Here is a 15,654-nt window from a genome sequence, read left to right as displayed (position 1 = left end):
GCGATAGGGTTTTGGCGTGTCGGATCCGATTCCACGGCTGCTGTTCGTGCATGCCCACCCCGATGACGAAACCCTGACGACCGGGGCGACGATCGCCCACTACGCCGCCCGCGGCGCCGACGTGCACGTGGTGACCTGCACGCTGGGGGAGGAGGGTGAGGTCATCGGGGAACGCTGGGCGCACCTGGCGGTGGCGGCGGCCGACCAATTGGGTGGATACCGGATCGGGGAGCTGACGGCGGCGCTGCGGGCGCTGGGGGTCGGCCCACCGGAGTTTCTCGGCGGGGCCGGACGCTGGCGCGACTCGGGAATGACCGGCACCCCGGCGCGGCGACAGCAGCGGTTCATCGACGCCGACGACACCGAGACCGTCGCGGCGCTGGCCACCGTCATCCGCAGGCTGCGCCCGCACGTCGTCGTCAGCTATGACCCGAGCGGTGGTTACGGCCATCCCGACCACATACATGCCCACCACATCACCACTGCGGCGCTGGCCGCAGCGGCAGACGACGCCGACGGCTCCGAATCGGGATGGGCCACGCCGAAGTTCTACTGGACGGTGACCGCCGGCAGCACCAGGCAAACCGCCCTGGAAGAACTGCGGGACGCCGATCGGCTGCCGCAGTGGACGCTGCCGGGCGAGGAGGCGGTCGGGGACTTCCCCGACGACCGGATCGATGCGGTGATCGAGGCCGCTGAGGCTCGCGCGGCCAAGGTGGCAGCCATGAACGCCCACGCCACCCAGATCACCGTCGGGCCGACCGGCCGGGCGTTTGCGCTGTCGAACAACGTGGTCCAGCCGATCTTGGACGCTGAACATTACGTGCTGGCCGCCGGTGCCGCCGGTCCGCGCGACGCTCGGGGATGGGAAACCGATCTCCTGGCCGGACTTCGGCTCGGCGACGACGGCCACCGGGTAAGCTCCTGCTGAGCAGTTTTTGTAGCGGCAAGGACTTAGGTGGGTTAGGCATGGATCCCGATCTGGACCCGAACTTGGAACACTGGCAGTGGTGGCTCGACAGCTACCAGTGGATGGTCGGTTCGTTGGTCAGCCAGCTGGAGAGCATCCCCACTTGAGCCCCGTCGCGTCGCTCACCGAGCCCGCGATGCCCACTGATACGCCGGCCTTCACCTTCGTCGTGCTGGCCCTGCTAGCCCTTGACGGCGTGCTCTGCGCCGTGGCCACCGCGCTGCTGTTGCCCACGCATATCGGTGCCATTCCGTTTCCGCTCAGTGCCCTGGTCGGGGGCCTGGTCAACGCCGGCCTGGTGTGGGTGGCGCTGCGCTGCACGCCGTCGCTGCGGTTGGCCGCGCTGCCGCTGTGGACCTGGCTGCTGACGATCGCGCTGATGACCCTCGGCGGCCCGGGGGACGACCTGATCTTTGCCGACCGCGGCGTGATGGCCTACGGCGTGCTGCTGATGATCGTGCTGGGCAGCGCGCCGCCCGGGTGGGTGCTGTGGCGGCGCCGCCAGGCGCTGGCCGCACCGTCGACGGTCAGGTGACGCCGGCGGACCGTGGGCCGCGGTGTGCGCTCGCCGGCCCGGTTCGCGCGGCGGCTACTGTGGCGCTTATGGCATGCGCGAGATTCCGGATGCGGGTGGCGCGCGGATGACGAACTCGTCGGCCCTGCGCCGCGTCCTGCGACGGGCCCGCGACGGCGTGCTCCTCAATGTCGAGGAAACCGCGATCGCCATGACCGCGCGTGGCAGTGACCTGGCCGACCTGTGTGCCAGCGCCGCTCGGGTCCGAGACGCCGGATTGGTGTCCGGTGGCCGGCGCGGGCCGGGCGGACGGCTGCCGGTGAGCTACTCGCGCAAGGTGTTCATCCCGGTCACGCACCTGTGCCGGGACACCTGCCACTACTGCACCTTCGTCACCGTGCCCGGCGTGCTGCGAGCCCAGGGCAAGCAGATGTACCTGGGGCCCGACGAGATCCTCGACATCGCCCGCCGCGGTGCCGAGTTGGGTTGTAAAGAGGCGCTGTTCACCCTGGGGGACCGGCCCGAGGACCGCTGGCCCGAGGCGAGACAGTGGCTCGACGAGCGCGGTTATGACAGCACCCTGGCCTACGTGCGGGCGATGGCCATCCGGGTGCTGGAGGAGACCGGGCTGCTGCCGCACCTCAACCCCGGGGTGATGAGCTGGTCGGAGATGTCGCGGCTCAAGCCGGTGGCGCCGTCGATGGGCATGATGCTCGAGACCACCTCCCGGCGGCTGTTCGAGACGAAAGGCCTGGCGCACTACGGCAGCCCGGACAAGGACCCGGTGGTGCGTCTGCGCACGCTGGCCGACGCGGGCCGACTCTCGATCCCGTTCACCACGGGTCTGTTGGTCGGCATCGGCGAGACGCTGGACGAACGGGCCGACACCCTGCATGCGATCCGCAAGGTGCACAAGGAGTTCGGGCACATCCAGGAAGTCATCGTGCAGAACTTCCGGGCCAAGGAGCACACCGCGATGGCGGCGGTGCCGGACGCGGGTTTCGAGGATTTCCTGGCCACCGTAGCGGCGACCCGGCTGGTGCTGGGCCCCAAGATGCGGGTGCAGGCGCCGCCCAACCTGGTGTCGGCCGACGAATGCCTGGCGCTGATCGGCGCCGGGGTCGACGACTGGGGTGGGGTGTCACCACTGACCCCCGACCACGTCAATCCGGAGCGGCCCTGGCCCGCGCTGGACGACCTGGCCGCGATCACCGAACGGGCCGGCTACGACCTGGTGCAGCGGCTTACCGCCCAGCCCGACTACGTGCTGGCCGGCGCGGCGTGGATCGATCCGCGAGTGCGCCCGCACGTCGCTGCGCTGGCCGACCCGGACACCGGCTGGGCCCGCGACATCAATCCGGTCGGGCTGGCCTGGCAGGAGCCCGACGACGTGCAGTCCGCCGGCCGGGTGGACCTGCACACCGCGATCGACGTCGACGGCCGAGTCACCGAGACGCGCAGTGATCTGGGCAGTGCGTTCGGGGACTGGGAGTCGATTCGCGAACAGATCCACGACCTGGCCGCCCGTGCGCCGGAACGCGTCGACACCGATGTGCTGGCGGCGCTGCGCTCCGCCGAGCGCGACCCGGCCGGCTGCACCGACGCCGAGTACCTGGCATTGGCCACCGCCGACGGCCCGGCCATGGATGCCGTTGCCGCACTGGCAGACTCGCTGCGCCGCGACGCCGTCGGCGACGATGTGACCTACGTGGTCAACCGCAACATCAACTTCACCAACATCTGCTACGTCGGTTGCCGGTTCTGTGCGTTCGCCCAGCGCAAGGGGGACGCCGACGCCTTTTCGCTGTCGAACGCCGAGGTCGGCGAACGCGCCTACGAGGCGCACCTGGCGGGCGCCACCGAGGTCTGCATGCAGGGCGGCATCGACCCGGAGTTGCCGGTCACCGGTTACGCCGATCTGGTCCGCGCGGTCAAGGCGCGGGTGCCCTCGATGCACGTGCACGCGTTCTCGCCGATGGAGATCACCAACGGAGTGTCCAAGAGCGGCTTGAGCATTCGGGAATGGCTGATCAGCCTGCGCGAGGCGGGCCTGGGCAGCATTCCGGGCACCGCCGCGGAGATCCTCGACGACGAGATCCGCTGGGTGCTGACCAAAGGCAAGCTGCCGACGTCGATGTGGGTGGAGGTGGTCAGCACCGCGCACGAGGTGGGACTGCGGTCCAGCTCGACCATGATGTACGGCCACATCGACTCCCCGCGGCACTGGGTCGGGCACATGCGGGTGCTGCGCGATATCCAGGACCGCACAGGTGGTTTCACCGAGTTCGTGCCGCTGCCGTTCGTGCATCAGAGTTCGCCGCTGTACCTGGCCGGCGGGGCGCGGCCCGGCCCGAGTCATCGCGACAACCGCGCGGTGCACGCGTTGGCGCGGATCATGCTGCACGGTCGGATCCCCAACATCCAGACCAGCTGGGTCAAGTTGGGGGTGGAGCGCACCCAGGTGATGCTCAATGGCGGAGCCAACGACCTGGGCGGCACCCTGATGGAGGAGACCATCTCCCGGATGGCCGGCTCCGAGCACGGTTCGGCCAAGACCATCGCGGAGCTGACGGCGATCGCCGAGGGTATCGGCCGCCCGGCTCGGCAGCGCACCACCGACTACGCGCCGCTGCCGGCCTAGCCTCCGCTGAGATCAGGCGGTTGGCGAACCCGACTGTCCGTTAGAGCCGGAGGCGCCGGTCTTGCCGTCGGCACCGTTGCGGCCTAGGTTCCCGACGCTGCCCTTATAGCCGCCCGAGGGGATTTCACCCGCAGCGCCTCTGGCTCCGCCGTTTCCGCCGGTTCCGCCGGTTCCCCCTACGCCGCCTGTGCCGCCTTCACCGTGCGCGCCATCGTTGCCGGCGCCGAGGGCGGTGCCGCCTGCGCCGCCGGCGCCGCCTGCGCCGCCGGCGCCGCCGTCCCCACCGGCTCCGCCGTTCCCACCGTCGCCGCCGTTGCCGCTGATGGTGCAGCCGCAAATCCCCCTCCCGTCACCGCCGTTGCCGCCGTTGCCGCCGTTTCCGCCGCTGTCGCCGTTTCCACCTGCGGCGCCGTTTCCGCCGGCTCCACCGATGCCGCCGTCGCCGCGGATCACACCGCCGGCTCCACCGGTCCCTCCGGATCCGCCCGCCCCTCCGGCCGTTCCGGCGGCGCCGTCTCCGCCCGTGCCGCCGTCTCCGCCGTAGCCGCCGGTGTTACCGATATCGCTGGAGGGATAACCCAGTGTCAGGGCGTACCCGCCCCTACCGCCGTTGCCGCCGTTGGCGCCGGCGCCGCCGTTGCCGCCGTCACCGCCGTCACCGCCGGTACCGAAATCGCTGCCCTGATCACCGCCGTTGCCTCCGGTGCCGCCGTTGCCGCCCGCGCCGCCGTTGCCGCCGTCTCCGCCATCCCCGCCGTGGGCAGTGCTGCCATAGTTAACGGTGTCGGCGAGGGCGTCGCCGCCGCGCCCACCGTTGCCGCCGTTGGCGTGGTCGGCGCCGTTACCGCCGTCACCGCCGTTGCCGCCGTTGATGGTTCCAGGCCAGAACTGGGTCATTTCTCCGGCTCCGCCGTTGCCGCCGTCGCCGCCGCGTTGGCCGACGGTGCTGCCATTGGCACCGGCTGTGCCGCTGGAGCCATCTCCGCTACCGTCGGGCGCTCCGTTTAATTTGCCGTTGGTCCCTCGTGGCGCGGTGCCGGTCTGGTTGAAGGCGGGATTGACTCCGTTGGTGCCTGCTGAGCCGTTGCCGCCGGTGCCTCCGTTGCCGCCGTTGCCGATGTTGCCGCCGGCGCCGCCGTTGCCGGCGTTGCCTCCGGTTCCGCTGGTGGTGTTGTCGGGGGTGAGGTAGCCGTTGCCGCCGTTGCCTCCGTTTCCGCCGTTGCCGCTGAGGGCGTCGTCGGATCCGCCGTAGCGGCCGTCGGTGCCGCGGGTGCCGGTGGTGGCGCCGTGGCCGCCTTGGCCGCCTTGGCCGATGGTTCCGGCGTCGCCGCCTGCGCCGCCGTTGCCGCCTTGGCCGCCGTGGCTGGCTCCGTCGCCGGCGTTGCCGGCATTTCCGCCATTTCCGCCGGTGCCGCTGTCGCCGCCGTTGCCTCCTGCGCCGCCGTTGCCGTCGGAGGCGGGCGGGCGGAAGCCGAAGATGCCGGTTTTGCCTCCTGCGCCGCCGTTACCTCCTGCGCCGCCGTTTCCGCCGGCGCCGCCGGTTCCTCCTGCGCCGCCGTCGCCACCGTTTCCGCCGGTGGCGGTCACGGTGTTGTCGATGGTGGTGTGGTCGGCGGTGGTTCCGGTGGCGTTTCCGCCGTTTCCGGCGTTGCCGCCGTTGCCTGCGGCGGTGCCTGCGCCGCCGTTTCCGCCGGCGCCGCCGATACCACCGATGCCGGCGGCGCCGAACACCGCGGAGCGGCCGCCTGCGCCGCCGTCGCCGCCGGTGCCGCCGGCGAATCCGGCTACGCCGTTGCCTCCGGTGGCGCCGTTGCCGCCGTTGCCTCCGGTGGCGGTGGCGCCGGTGATGGCGTGGGCCGATCCTCCGTCGGCGCCGTTGCCGCCGTCGGCGCCGGTCGCCCCGGTGCCACCAGTGCCGCCGTTGCCGCCGACTGCGTTGGTGAGGGCGTCGTCGCTGAGGCTGTCTTGACCGGTGCCGCCGTTGCCGCCGCCTTGGGCGCCGGTGTCGCTGAGTGCGCCGTTGGTGCCGTTGCCTCCGCTTTGGCCGGCGGCGTTGAGGGCGGGTTGGATGCCGCGGTCGGTGCCGTCGGTGGCTCGCCCGCCGAGGATGGCGGCGATCCCGTCGGCGCCGCGCCCCCCGGCTCCGCCGGCTCCGCCGATGCCGCCGTCGCCGAATAGGTAGCCGGCGGCGCCGCCGTTGCCGCCGTTGCCGCCGTTGCCGCCGATTCCGTCGATTCCGTTGAAGCCCGCGCCGCCGGCGCCGCCGGCCCCGCCGTCACCCAAAAGCCAGCCGCCGTGCCCGCCGTTGCCGCCGTTGCCGCCGGCGACGTCGACATCGGTGCTGTCCAGGCCGGCGCCGCCGTCGCCGCCGTTGCCGATCCATCCGGCGTTGCCGCCGTCGGCGCCGGCCGCTCCGGTGCCGCCGTCACCGAATAGGAACCCGCCGTCGCCGAGGTCCCCGAATGCTCCTGAGCTGCCGAATACGGAGCCGTTGGTTCCGGTGAAGCCGTCAATGCCGTCGCCGACGAGGACGCGGCCGAACAGATACACAAATGGCTCATTGATACTGGTAATGAGCTGTCCGACAAAAGGATCAGTCAACGCGGACTGGCCTGCGTCGTGAACTGCACCGACAAGCCACTGATCGAATCCGGTCACCACCTCACCTAGGGCCGGTCCCGCAGACGCCTCAGCCCAGCTGAAATCCAGTCCGTCCCACCAGTTCGCCGAATCCCACTGCGGTGACTCCCACCCAGACGGATCGAACAAATCAGCCCACCAGTCCAAACCATCGGCCTGAGCCGACGGCGCCCCCACCACCCCCAACGCCAAAAACGCCCCAACACCCGCACGAACCCGGCTACCACCGGGGCCGCCCTTCACGCCCTGCCTACGCGCCATAACAACTGCTCCCTTCACGATCCACTAAGACAACTCCGGTGAAAAGCCCTGCATGCCGGGGCATGCAGGGCTTCTCGCCGGCCTACGGAGTCAGCTCCCGGGCTGGCCGTCGGCGCCGTTGTCACCAGCGGCGCCTTGGCTGCCGCTGGTACCAGTCGTTCCGCTGCTGCCGACGATGCCGCCCGCGACCGCCGTGCCGGCTGCGCCCGCCGCGCCGCCGGTGCCGCCTGCCCCGCCGGTCCCGCCGGTGCCGCCGGTGCCACCGTTGCCAGCGTCGCCGTCGTCGCCCGCACCGAGGGCTTTGCCGCCCGCTCCGCCGTTGCCGCCCGCTCCGCCCGTACCGCCCGCTCCGCCGGTTCCCGCGGTACCGCCGTTGCCGCCATTGCCACTAGTGCTGCCGGAAATCTGGGCGGCGCCACCGGTTCCGCCGGCCCCGCCGTTGCCACCGACATCGCCGGTGCCGCCGGTGCCGCCGGTGCCCCCCGCGCCGCCGGCGCCACCGTTGCCGCTGATGGTGCCGCCGCTGCCGCCGGCGCCGCCGACCCCTCCGGAGCCGCCGCCCTGTCCGGCCGCGCCGGTGCCGCCGGTGCCACCGTTGCCGCCGTTACCAGCGACGCTGAAACCGGGGTTCTCGACGCTGGTGCCGATCGCGCCGCCGGCGCCGCCGTTTCCGCCGTTGGCCCCGGCGCCGCCGTCACCGCCGTCACCGCCGGTGCCACCGAAGCCGCGGTTGGCGATCCCCGACGTGGTGCCGACGCCGCCGCCGGTCCCGCCGTTACCTCCGGCGCCGCCGTCACCGCCGTGGCCGCCTTGCCCCCCATCGCCGCCGTTGGCGGTGACGATTCCTGAGTTTCTGCCGTAGGCGACGCCGCCGTTGCCACCATTGCCACCATTGGCGAGATCGCCGCCGTTGCCGCCGTTGCCGCCGTTGCCGCCGTTGGTGCTACCACCGTTGCCGCTGTTGATGAAGGCGCCCTGGCCGTTGCCGCCGGTGCCGCCGCCCTGGCCCACGGCGCTGCCGTTGCCGCCGTTGCCGCCGTTTGCGCCGTTGCCGCTGGAACTGCTGCCTGATTGGCTAGTCCCGTTTGCGGCGGTGCTGGTTTGGTTGGCGGTGGGGTTGGTGCCGTTGGCGCCGAGGGCGCCGTTGCCGCCGGTGCCGCCGTTTCCGCCATTGCCGATGATTCCGGCATTGCCGCCGGCGCCGCCGGCGCCGCCATCGGTCCCAGGTGCGGTGGCATCGAGGCCGTTTCCGCCGTTGCCGCCGTTGCCGCCAGTGGCCTGCGTGCCGTCGGCGCCCCCGGTGCCTGCCGTGCCGCCGGTGCCGCCAATGCCTGCCGTGCCGCCGGTGCCACCAACGCCTGCGGTCCCGCGGTCACCGCCGTTGCCGCCGCGGCCACCGTCGACGTGGGTGGTGCCGCCATCGGCGCCTATACCGCCGTTGCCGGCGTTGCCGGCATTGCCGGCGTTGGCGCCGTTTCCGCCGTCGCCGTTGGTTCCTTGGGCGCCGTGGGAGGCGCTGCCGGCGTTGCCGCCGGCGCCGCCTGCGCCGCCGTTGCCACCAACTCCGCCGTTGCCGCCGTCGCGACCGGCACCGTCGTCGACCCCGATTACCCCGGCGGCGCCGTCTCGGCCGTTGCCGCCGTTGCCGCCGGTCGCGCCGTTGCCGCCGTCTCCACCGTTTCCGGCGTTACCGGCCAGCGCGCCACCGTCACCGCCGTGGCCACCGGCACCACCGGCACCACCGTTACCGCCGCTGGTACCGGACTCACCGAAATCGACGCCATCGATGCCGTTGGCTCCGCTTGCGGCGTGGCCGCCGGTACCGCCGTTGCCGCCGTTGCCGATGTTTCCGCCTGCGCCGCCGGCGCCGCCGTTGCCGCCTGTGCCGCCATTGCCGGATTGGGCTGGGTTGAGGGTGTTCAGGTAGCCGGTGCCGCCTGCGCCGCCGTTGCCGCCGTTGCCGCTGATGGTGTTGGTTGCGCCGTAGAGGCCGTCGGTGCCGTTGGTACCTGCGGTGGCGCCGTGGCCGCCTTGGCCGCCGAGGCCGATCGCTCCGGCGTCACCGCCTGCGCCGCCTGCGCCGCCGTTGCCGCCCTGGGTGGTTGCCTCGCCGGCGGCTCCGCCGTTGCCGGCGTTTCCGCCGGTGCCACTGTTGCCGCCTGCGCCGCCTGCGCCGCCGTCTCCGTCAGCGGCTGAGGGGCGCAGTCCGAAAATTCCGGTCTTGCCGCCGGCGCCACCGTTACCGCCGGCACCACCATTGCCGCCGGCACCCCCGACGCCGCCGTTTCCGCCGGTGCCGCCGTTGCCGCCGGTGGCGGTCACGGTGCTGTCGACGGTGGTGTTGTCGGGTGTGGTTCCTGCGGCCAGGCCGCCGGCGCCACCGGTTCCGCCGTCGCCGCCAGCGGTACCTACGCCGCCGGCCCCGCCGGCGCCACCGATACCGCCGATTCCGGCGGCACCGAACAGGCCGGAGCGGCCGCCGGCACCACCATCACCGCCGGCGCCCCCGGCGAAGCCGGATACGCCGTTGCCGCCGTTGCCGCCGTTGCCACCGTTGCCGCCAATGGCGGTTGCAGTGCTGTGCGCCTGAGCTGAACCGCCATCAGCGCCGTTGCCCCCGGCTGCCCCCGTTGCTCCGTTGCCGCCGGATCCGCCGGCTCCGCCGACGGCATTGGTGACACCGTCGTCGCTCAGGCTGTCCTGGCCCGAGCCGCCGTGGCCACCGGCCTGGGCGCCGGTGGCGCTGAGCGCGCCGTCGCTGCCGTTGCCACCGGCCAGGCCCGCGGCGTTGAGGGCAGGCAGTAGCCCGCCGTCAGCACCGTCGGTGGCTCGCCCGTCGAGGACTGGTGCGATGCCGTCAGCGCCGCGCCCGCCGGCGCCGCCAGCACCGCCGGTGCCGCCGGCACCGAACAAGAATCCGCTGGCACCGCCGTCGCCGCCGGCGCCTCCGGCACTGCCGGCGCCGTCGACACCGTTGAATCCGGCCCCGCCGGCGCCTCCGATGCCGCCGTTGCCCAGCAGCCAGCCGCCTGCGCCGCCGTTTCCGCCGATCCCGCCGGCTACCGCGGCATCGGTGCTGTCCAGGCCGAACCCGCCTGCGCCGCCGTTGCCGATCCAGCCGGCGTCGCCACCATCGGCGCCGGCTGCTCCGGCACCGCCATTGCCGAACAGGAAGCCGCCGTCACCGAGATCTCCGAAGATCCCTGAGCTGCCGAACAATGAGTCGTTGGTTCCGGTGAAGCCATCGATGCCGTTGCCGAGCAGTTCGCGGCCGAACAGGTACACGAACGGGTCATTGACGACCGAGACGATCTGCGAGACAAACGGATCGGCCAACACCGATTGGCCCACTCCGTTAACGGTCTCGACCAGCCACTGATCGAAATCGGTCAGGGAACTGCCGAAGGCCGCCCCCGCCAACGGGTCATTCCATGCCAGATCCAGGCTGTCCCACCAAGGTGTTGAGTCCCACCCCGACGCCGCCCACAGGGTCGGATCGAACAGATCGGACAACCAGTCCAGTTCATCTGCTTGGGCTGGCGGCGCTACCGCCGACCCTAAGGCCAAAAACGCGCCCACACCCGCCGCAGCGCACCCGCGCCGGGCACTCCCACGCGCACCAACCCACCCAACGCTGGGACTACCCTTCACGCCCTGCCGACGCGCCATGACACCGCTCCCTCCGAGCTGCAAAACCGCAAACCAACCTGAGAACGCCTCAAGTTGTGCTAAGGAAACCGGATGCCGAAAACCGTGTCCACCCAATGCATCACCATGAAAGAAATGCGCAGGGCTCGGATGTAGAGAAATCTGCCAAGGCGTTACGGCGTCAAATCGACCGGCCGTTCAGATCAGCCTAGGGGAAGCTGATTATGCTGGTGGACAGCAGAATTAGATTTATACGCATCGAGATACGAACTCGTCTCTGCGCGTCATTCGGCCTATTCCCTTGCTGCGCAAGGACGTATGCTAAGGGCTCATCGATCGCGCCCGCAGTGACGCTCGTTACAGTCGTGCCGCGAGCTCGGTGCCCTGCTTGATGGCCCGCTTGGCATCCAACTCGGAAGCCAGTGCCGCCCCGCCGATGATGTGCGGGGTCACACCGCGCATCCGCAAGCCGTCCTCGAGATCGCGCACCGACTCCTGCCCGGCGCAGATCACCACGTTGTCCACGGCCAACACCCGCGGGCGTGACTTGTTCTGGCCGTAGCTGATGTGCAGCCCGTCGTCATCGATGCGGTCGTAGTTCACCCCGGAGAGCTGTTGGACGTTCTTGGCCTTCAAGGATGCCCGGTGGACCCAGCCACTGGTCTTGCCCAACTTGCGGCCCTGGGCACCTTCGGTGCGGGCCAGCAGATAGACCTGGCGGGCCGGCGGCGCCGGGTCCGGCGGAATCAGCGCGCCCCTGGCCTCCCACGGGTCGGCGGCGCCCCACTGGGCCTTCCACTCCTTGAGGTGCAGCGTCGGCGAGGAGTCGGGTGAATCCAGGACCAGGAACTCACTGACGTCGAAACCGATCCCGCCGGCACCCACCACCGCCACCGCGGGGCCCACCGGCCGGCCCGCGATCGCCTCGGCATACGACATCACCATCGGGTGCTCGATGCCCGGAATCTGGGGGATCCGCGGTTTGACCCCGGTGGCCAGCACTACCTCGTCGAAGCCGGTCAGCTCCTCGACGTGGGCGCGGCTGCCCAGACGTACTGTCACCGCGTACTTGTCCAGCATGGTGGTGTAGTAGCGGATCGTCCCGGCGAACTCCTCTTTGCCCGGAATCCTTCTGGCCAAGTCGAATTGGCCGCCGATGAACTCGTTCGCCTCGAACAGCGTCACCGCGTGCCCGCGTTCGGCGGCCGACACCGCCGCCGACAGCCCGGCCGGGCCGGCGCCCACCACCGCGATGCGCCGGCGCCGCCGCGCCGGACGCAGCACCAGCGTGGTCTCGTGACCGGCTCGGGGGTTGACCAGGCAGGAGACCTTCTTGTGCACGAAGGCGTGGTCCAGGCAGGCCTGATTGCATGCGATGCAGGTATTGATCTCCGCGGCCCGGCCCCCGGCGGCCTTGTGCACCCAGTCCGGGTCGGCCAGCATCGGGCGGGCCATCGAAATCAAGCGCACCGAGGTCTCGGCCAGGACCTGTTCAGCCGCCTGCGGCATGTTGATCCGGTTGGACGCCACCACCGGGATCGTGATGTGGTCGGCGACGGCGCCGCTGATGTTGACGAAAGCATTATTGGGGACCGACGTGACGATGGTCGGCACCCGTGCTTCGTGCCAGCCGAAGCCGGAGTTGATCATGGTGGCGCCGGCTGCCTCGACTTCGGTTGCCAGCGCGAGGATCTCCTCCCAGCTCTGGCCATCCTCGACGTAGTCGGCCATCGACATCCGGTAGCAGATGATGAAGTCGTCGCCGACCGCCGCGCGGGTGCGAGCCACGATCTGCACCGGGAAGCGGCGCCGGTTGTCGGCGGTACCGCCGTAGGCGTCGGTGCGCCTGTTGGTGCGCGGCGCCAGGAACTGGTTTACCAGGTAGCCCTCGCTGCCCATGATCTCCACGCCGTCATAGCCGGCCTCGCGGGCGAGTTCGGCGGCTCGGGCGAAGTCGGCGATCGTCGACTCGACCCCGCGCGTGGACAACGCCCTGGGCCGGAAGGGATTGATCGGCGCCTTGATGCTCGACGCACTGACCGAAAGCGGATGGTAGGCATAGCGTCCCGCGTGCAGTATCTGCAGCGCGATCTTGCCGCCGGCGTCGTGCACCGCGTCGGTGATGCGCCGATGGCGTCGCGCGTCGGCGCCGGTGGTCATCGCTGAGGCGAACGGCAGCAGCCAGCCCGACCGGTTCGGGGCGTATCCACCGGTGATGATCAGCCCCACACCGCCGCGGGCGCGCGCCGCGAAGTACTCGGCCAGTTTGCCGGTGTCGCCGGCACGGTCTTCCAGGCCGGTGTGCATCGAACCCATGACCACGCGGTTGGGCAGGGTCGTGAATCCCAGGTCCAGCGGGGACATCAAGATCGGGTACGGATTGGTGGATTCTGTTGTCACAGTGTCCTCTTCACCTCAGTGCCTGTTCGACCTCGTCGAGCCAGTCGATCGCGCTCTCCTCCGCACGAATACCGCCGCGCAACACCAGGTACTGGTGGAGTGCGGCGCCCGTCAGTGAACTGGGATCGGGGAATTGCTTCTTCTCCAGTGCGCGGTAGATGTCCAATCGCTCGCCACGTTCGGTGCGCAGGTCGACGGCCTGTTCGCGCACCGTGGCGCGGTCGCTGTGGCCGGCGCCGCGGATCTTGACCGCCAGTTCGCGCAGCCGGTTGTCCACCACCGAGCTTCCGCGCCCGGCCAGCGGAGCCGCGATCCAACGGGCCAGCTCCGCGCGGCCTGCCTCGGCGACGGTGTAGACCTTCTTGTCCGGGCGGCCCTGCTGGGCCACCTCGGTCACCTGCACCCAGCCGTCGGCCTCCATGGTTCGTAGCGTCCGATAGATCTGCTGGTGGGTGGCGCTCCAGAAATAGCCGATCGAGCGGTCGAAGCGGTGCGCGAGCTCATAGCCCGAACCCGACTGCTCGCTCAGCGACACCAGGATCGCGTGCGGAAGTGCCACGCGGGGAAGCATAGGCAGGCGTGAGCCACCTATGCAACTAGTTGCACAGCAACTGGGTGCATAGTCCGTACCGTGGTGGTCGCGACGCCGCAGCGGCCTCTACTATCAGGACCGATGAATCCGCCCCGTGTCCCCGCAGCCTCGTGAGTCCCGTGCGCGGCGGCAGATCGGCCGCACTGCCGACGTTTCCGTGGGACACCCTGGCCGAGGCGACGGCGCTGGCCAAGGCGCACCCCGACGGCATCGTGGACCTATCGGTCGGCACCCCGGTCGACCCCGTCGCCCCGATCATCCGCGAGGCGCTGGCGGCAGCGTCGTCCGCGCCGGGTTATCCCGCCACCGCCGGTACTCCGGCGCTGCGCGCCTCGGCGGTGGCCGCCCTGGAACGGCGCTATGGGATCACCGGCCTGGCAGAGTCGGCGATTCTGCCCGTCATCGGCACCAAGGAACTCATCGCCTGGCTGCCGAGCCTGCTCGGCCTCGGCGAGCAGGACGTGGTCGTGGTCCCCGAACTGGCCTATCCGACCTACGAGGTCGGCGCCCGGCTGGCTGGGGCCCGCTGGGTGCGCAGCGACGCCCCGCACCTACTCGACGGTCCGCCGCCGGCCCTGGTGTACCTGAATTCGCCGAGCAACCCGACTGGGGCGATCAAGACCGCCGACGAGCTGCGCGCCGTCGTCGGCTGGGCCCGCGAGCACGACGTGCTGGTGGTCTCCGATGAGTGCTACCTGGGGCTGGGCTGGGAGGCCGAGCCACGGTCGGTGCTGCACCCGGCGGTGTGCGACGGCGACCACCGTGGCCTGCTGGCGGTGCACTCGCTGTCGAAGACCTCGTCGCTGGCGGGCTACCGGGCCGGTTTCGTCGCCGGGGACGCCGCGGTGGTGGCCGAACTGCTCGCGGTACGCAAACACGCCGGGATGATGGTGCCCACCCCGATTCAGGCAGCCATGGTGGCCGCCTTCGACGACGATGAGCACGAGCACGAACAGCGTGACCGCTACGCCCGCCGCCGCGCGACGCTACTGCCGGCGATGCAGGCGGCCGGGTTCACCGTGGAGTTGTCCCAGGGTGGGCTCTACTTGTGGGCCACCCGCGGTGAGGGGTGCCGGAACAGTGTCGAGTGGCTGGCGCAGCGCGGCATCCTGGTGGCGCCGGGCGAGTTCTACGGGCCGGCGGGCGCCCAGTACGTGCGGGTGGCGCTCACCGCCACCGACGAGCGGATCGCGGCGGCGGCCGCCCGGCTGGGTTAGCCGCCCGGCGCGCCGCATTCGCCGGTGAGAATCCGCTCGATCGCGTCGTGCTCCGCCTGGGTCACCCATAGGCCGTAGCCGGACTTCACCGCGACGATCCGGGAGACGTAGGCGCAGCGGTAGGACTTGTTGGGCGGCAGCCAGGTGGCCGCGTCGCCATCGCCCTTCTGCTCGTTGATCGGCCCGCTGGTGGCCTGCAGGTTCAGCGGATCGTTGGCGAAGTTGCGGCGGGTGAGCTCATCCCACTGCTGGGCGCCCTTCTGCCAGGCATCCGACAACGCCACGACATGGTCGATCTGTACCGCGGGGGAGGTGCCCCGACCGCGCTGGAACGGGATCGCAGTACCGGTGTAGGGATCATTCAAGACGCCGGATGCCACCACGCAATCGGTTGTGCCCGGCTTGATCTCGATATCGACGAGGTCGCGGCGCAGGATGTCGTTGCGGGTGTCGCAGCCGTTGTGCCCGCCGGGCACCGTGACGTCGTCGCTCCAGGCCTGGCCGAACAGGGCGCGGCTATAGCCGGTCTTGGGCGCGCGGCCTTTGATCGGCAGCGCGTTGAGCAGGCCCAGTTCGGCGGTTCCGTCGGCGGAGCCCACCGGAGCCGGGTCCGCGGTGGCAGCCGGCGCGACGATCAGCAGGGCCGCGGCGAGCACTGCAAAACGCCCCGGCCACCTGCGTCGCTGGTCGACCACGCCACCTCCCCGTCTCTCCGGAACTGGCGCGGACGCTATCAGCACGCTCCGACATGACCGGCTTGGCTGCCGCGAC

8 protein-coding genes and 1 pseudogene are annotated in these 15,654 nt (G+C 71.0%); 4 read left to right on the top strand and 5 right to left on the bottom strand.

Annotation, left to right across the window (positions count from 1 at the left end; all coding sequences use genetic code 11):
- The first annotated feature begins 16 nt into the window (after positions 1-16).
- The 3 genes from mshB to ABW16_RS00210 all read left to right on the top strand — a co-directional run bounded on the left by mshB (position 17) and on the right by ABW16_RS00210 (position 4,125).
- Complete coding sequence (mshB, locus tag ABW16_RS00220; RefSeq protein ID WP_082133884.1) at positions 17-931, top strand: N-acetyl-1-D-myo-inositol-2-amino-2-deoxy-alpha-D-glucopyranoside deacetylase; 915 nt, start codon at positions 17-19, stop codon at positions 929-931.
- Positions 932-1,106: 175 nt separating this feature from the next.
- The gene (locus ABW16_RS00215; protein WP_052956767.1) at positions 1,107-1,505 is read left to right on the top strand and encodes a hypothetical protein; all 399 of its coding nucleotides are present in this window, start codon (positions 1,107-1,109) and stop codon (positions 1,503-1,505) included.
- 73 nt (positions 1,506-1,578) lie between these two features.
- Complete coding sequence (locus ABW16_RS00210; RefSeq protein ID WP_047317131.1) at positions 1,579-4,125, top strand: bifunctional FO biosynthesis protein CofGH; 2,547 nt, start codon at positions 1,579-1,581, stop codon at positions 4,123-4,125.
- Between the two features lie 12 nt (positions 4,126-4,137).
- Here ABW16_RS00210 and ABW16_RS27695 read toward each other — a convergent pair whose 3' ends face one another.
- The 4 genes from ABW16_RS27695 to ABW16_RS00190 form a co-directional block, all read right to left on the bottom strand.
- Positions 4,138-7,026 (bottom strand): PE family protein, encoded by a 2,889-nt coding sequence (locus ABW16_RS27695; protein ID WP_157864222.1) that lies wholly within the window; start codon positions 7,024-7,026, stop codon positions 4,138-4,140.
- A 90-nt stretch (positions 7,027-7,116) separates the two neighbouring features.
- Positions 7,117-10,539, bottom strand: a complete 3,423-nt coding sequence (locus tag ABW16_RS27955) for a hypothetical protein (RefSeq protein ID WP_052956726.1) — start codon at positions 10,537-10,539, stop codon at positions 7,117-7,119.
- 492 nt (positions 10,540-11,031) lie between these two features.
- Complete coding sequence (locus ABW16_RS00195; RefSeq protein WP_047317625.1) at positions 11,032-13,038, bottom strand: NADPH-dependent 2,4-dienoyl-CoA reductase; 2,007 nt, start codon at positions 13,036-13,038, stop codon at positions 11,032-11,034.
- A 46-nt stretch (positions 13,039-13,084) separates the two neighbouring features.
- The gene (locus tag ABW16_RS00190; RefSeq protein WP_047317130.1) at positions 13,085-13,633 is read right to left on the bottom strand and encodes a PadR family transcriptional regulator; all 549 of its coding nucleotides are present in this window, start codon (positions 13,631-13,633) and stop codon (positions 13,085-13,087) included.
- Positions 13,634-13,785: 152 nt separating this feature from the next.
- On the opposite strand from ABW16_RS00190, the gene dapC reads away from it, so the two are divergent.
- Entirely contained in the window at positions 13,786-14,883 is a 1,098-nt protein-coding gene (gene dapC, locus ABW16_RS00185; protein ID WP_047317624.1) for a succinyldiaminopimelate transaminase, read from the top strand.
- Positions 14,884-14,891: 8 nt separating this feature from the next.
- On the opposite strand, the pseudogene ABW16_RS00180 reads toward dapC, so the two are convergent.
- A pseudogene (locus tag ABW16_RS00180) lies at positions 14,892-15,539 on the bottom strand (HNH endonuclease family protein); the annotation flags it as partial.
- Positions 15,540-15,654 lie beyond the last annotated feature (115 nt).

It is taken from the genome of Mycolicibacter heraklionensis (genome assembly GCF_001021505.1).
Taxonomy (GTDB): Bacteria; Actinomycetota; Actinomycetes; order Mycobacteriales; family Mycobacteriaceae; genus Mycobacterium; species Mycobacterium heraklionense.
This window is presented reverse-complemented; position numbering and strand designations above follow the sequence as displayed.

Coding starts and splice junctions, on each gene's coding strand:
- ABW16_RS27695 (WP_157864222.1), bottom strand. CDS start 7,026: ATGGCGCGTAGGCAGGGCGTGAAGGGCGGCCCCGGTGGTAGCCGGGTT.
- ABW16_RS00195 (WP_047317625.1), bottom strand. CDS start 13,038: ATGTCCCCGCTGGACCTGGGATTCACGACCCTGCCCAACCGCGTGGTC.
- ABW16_RS00210 (WP_047317131.1), top strand. CDS start 1,579: ATGCGCGAGATTCCGGATGCGGGTGGCGCGCGGATGACGAACTCGTCG.
- ABW16_RS00215 (WP_052956767.1), top strand. CDS start 1,107: ATGCCCACTGATACGCCGGCCTTCACCTTCGTCGTGCTGGCCCTGCTA.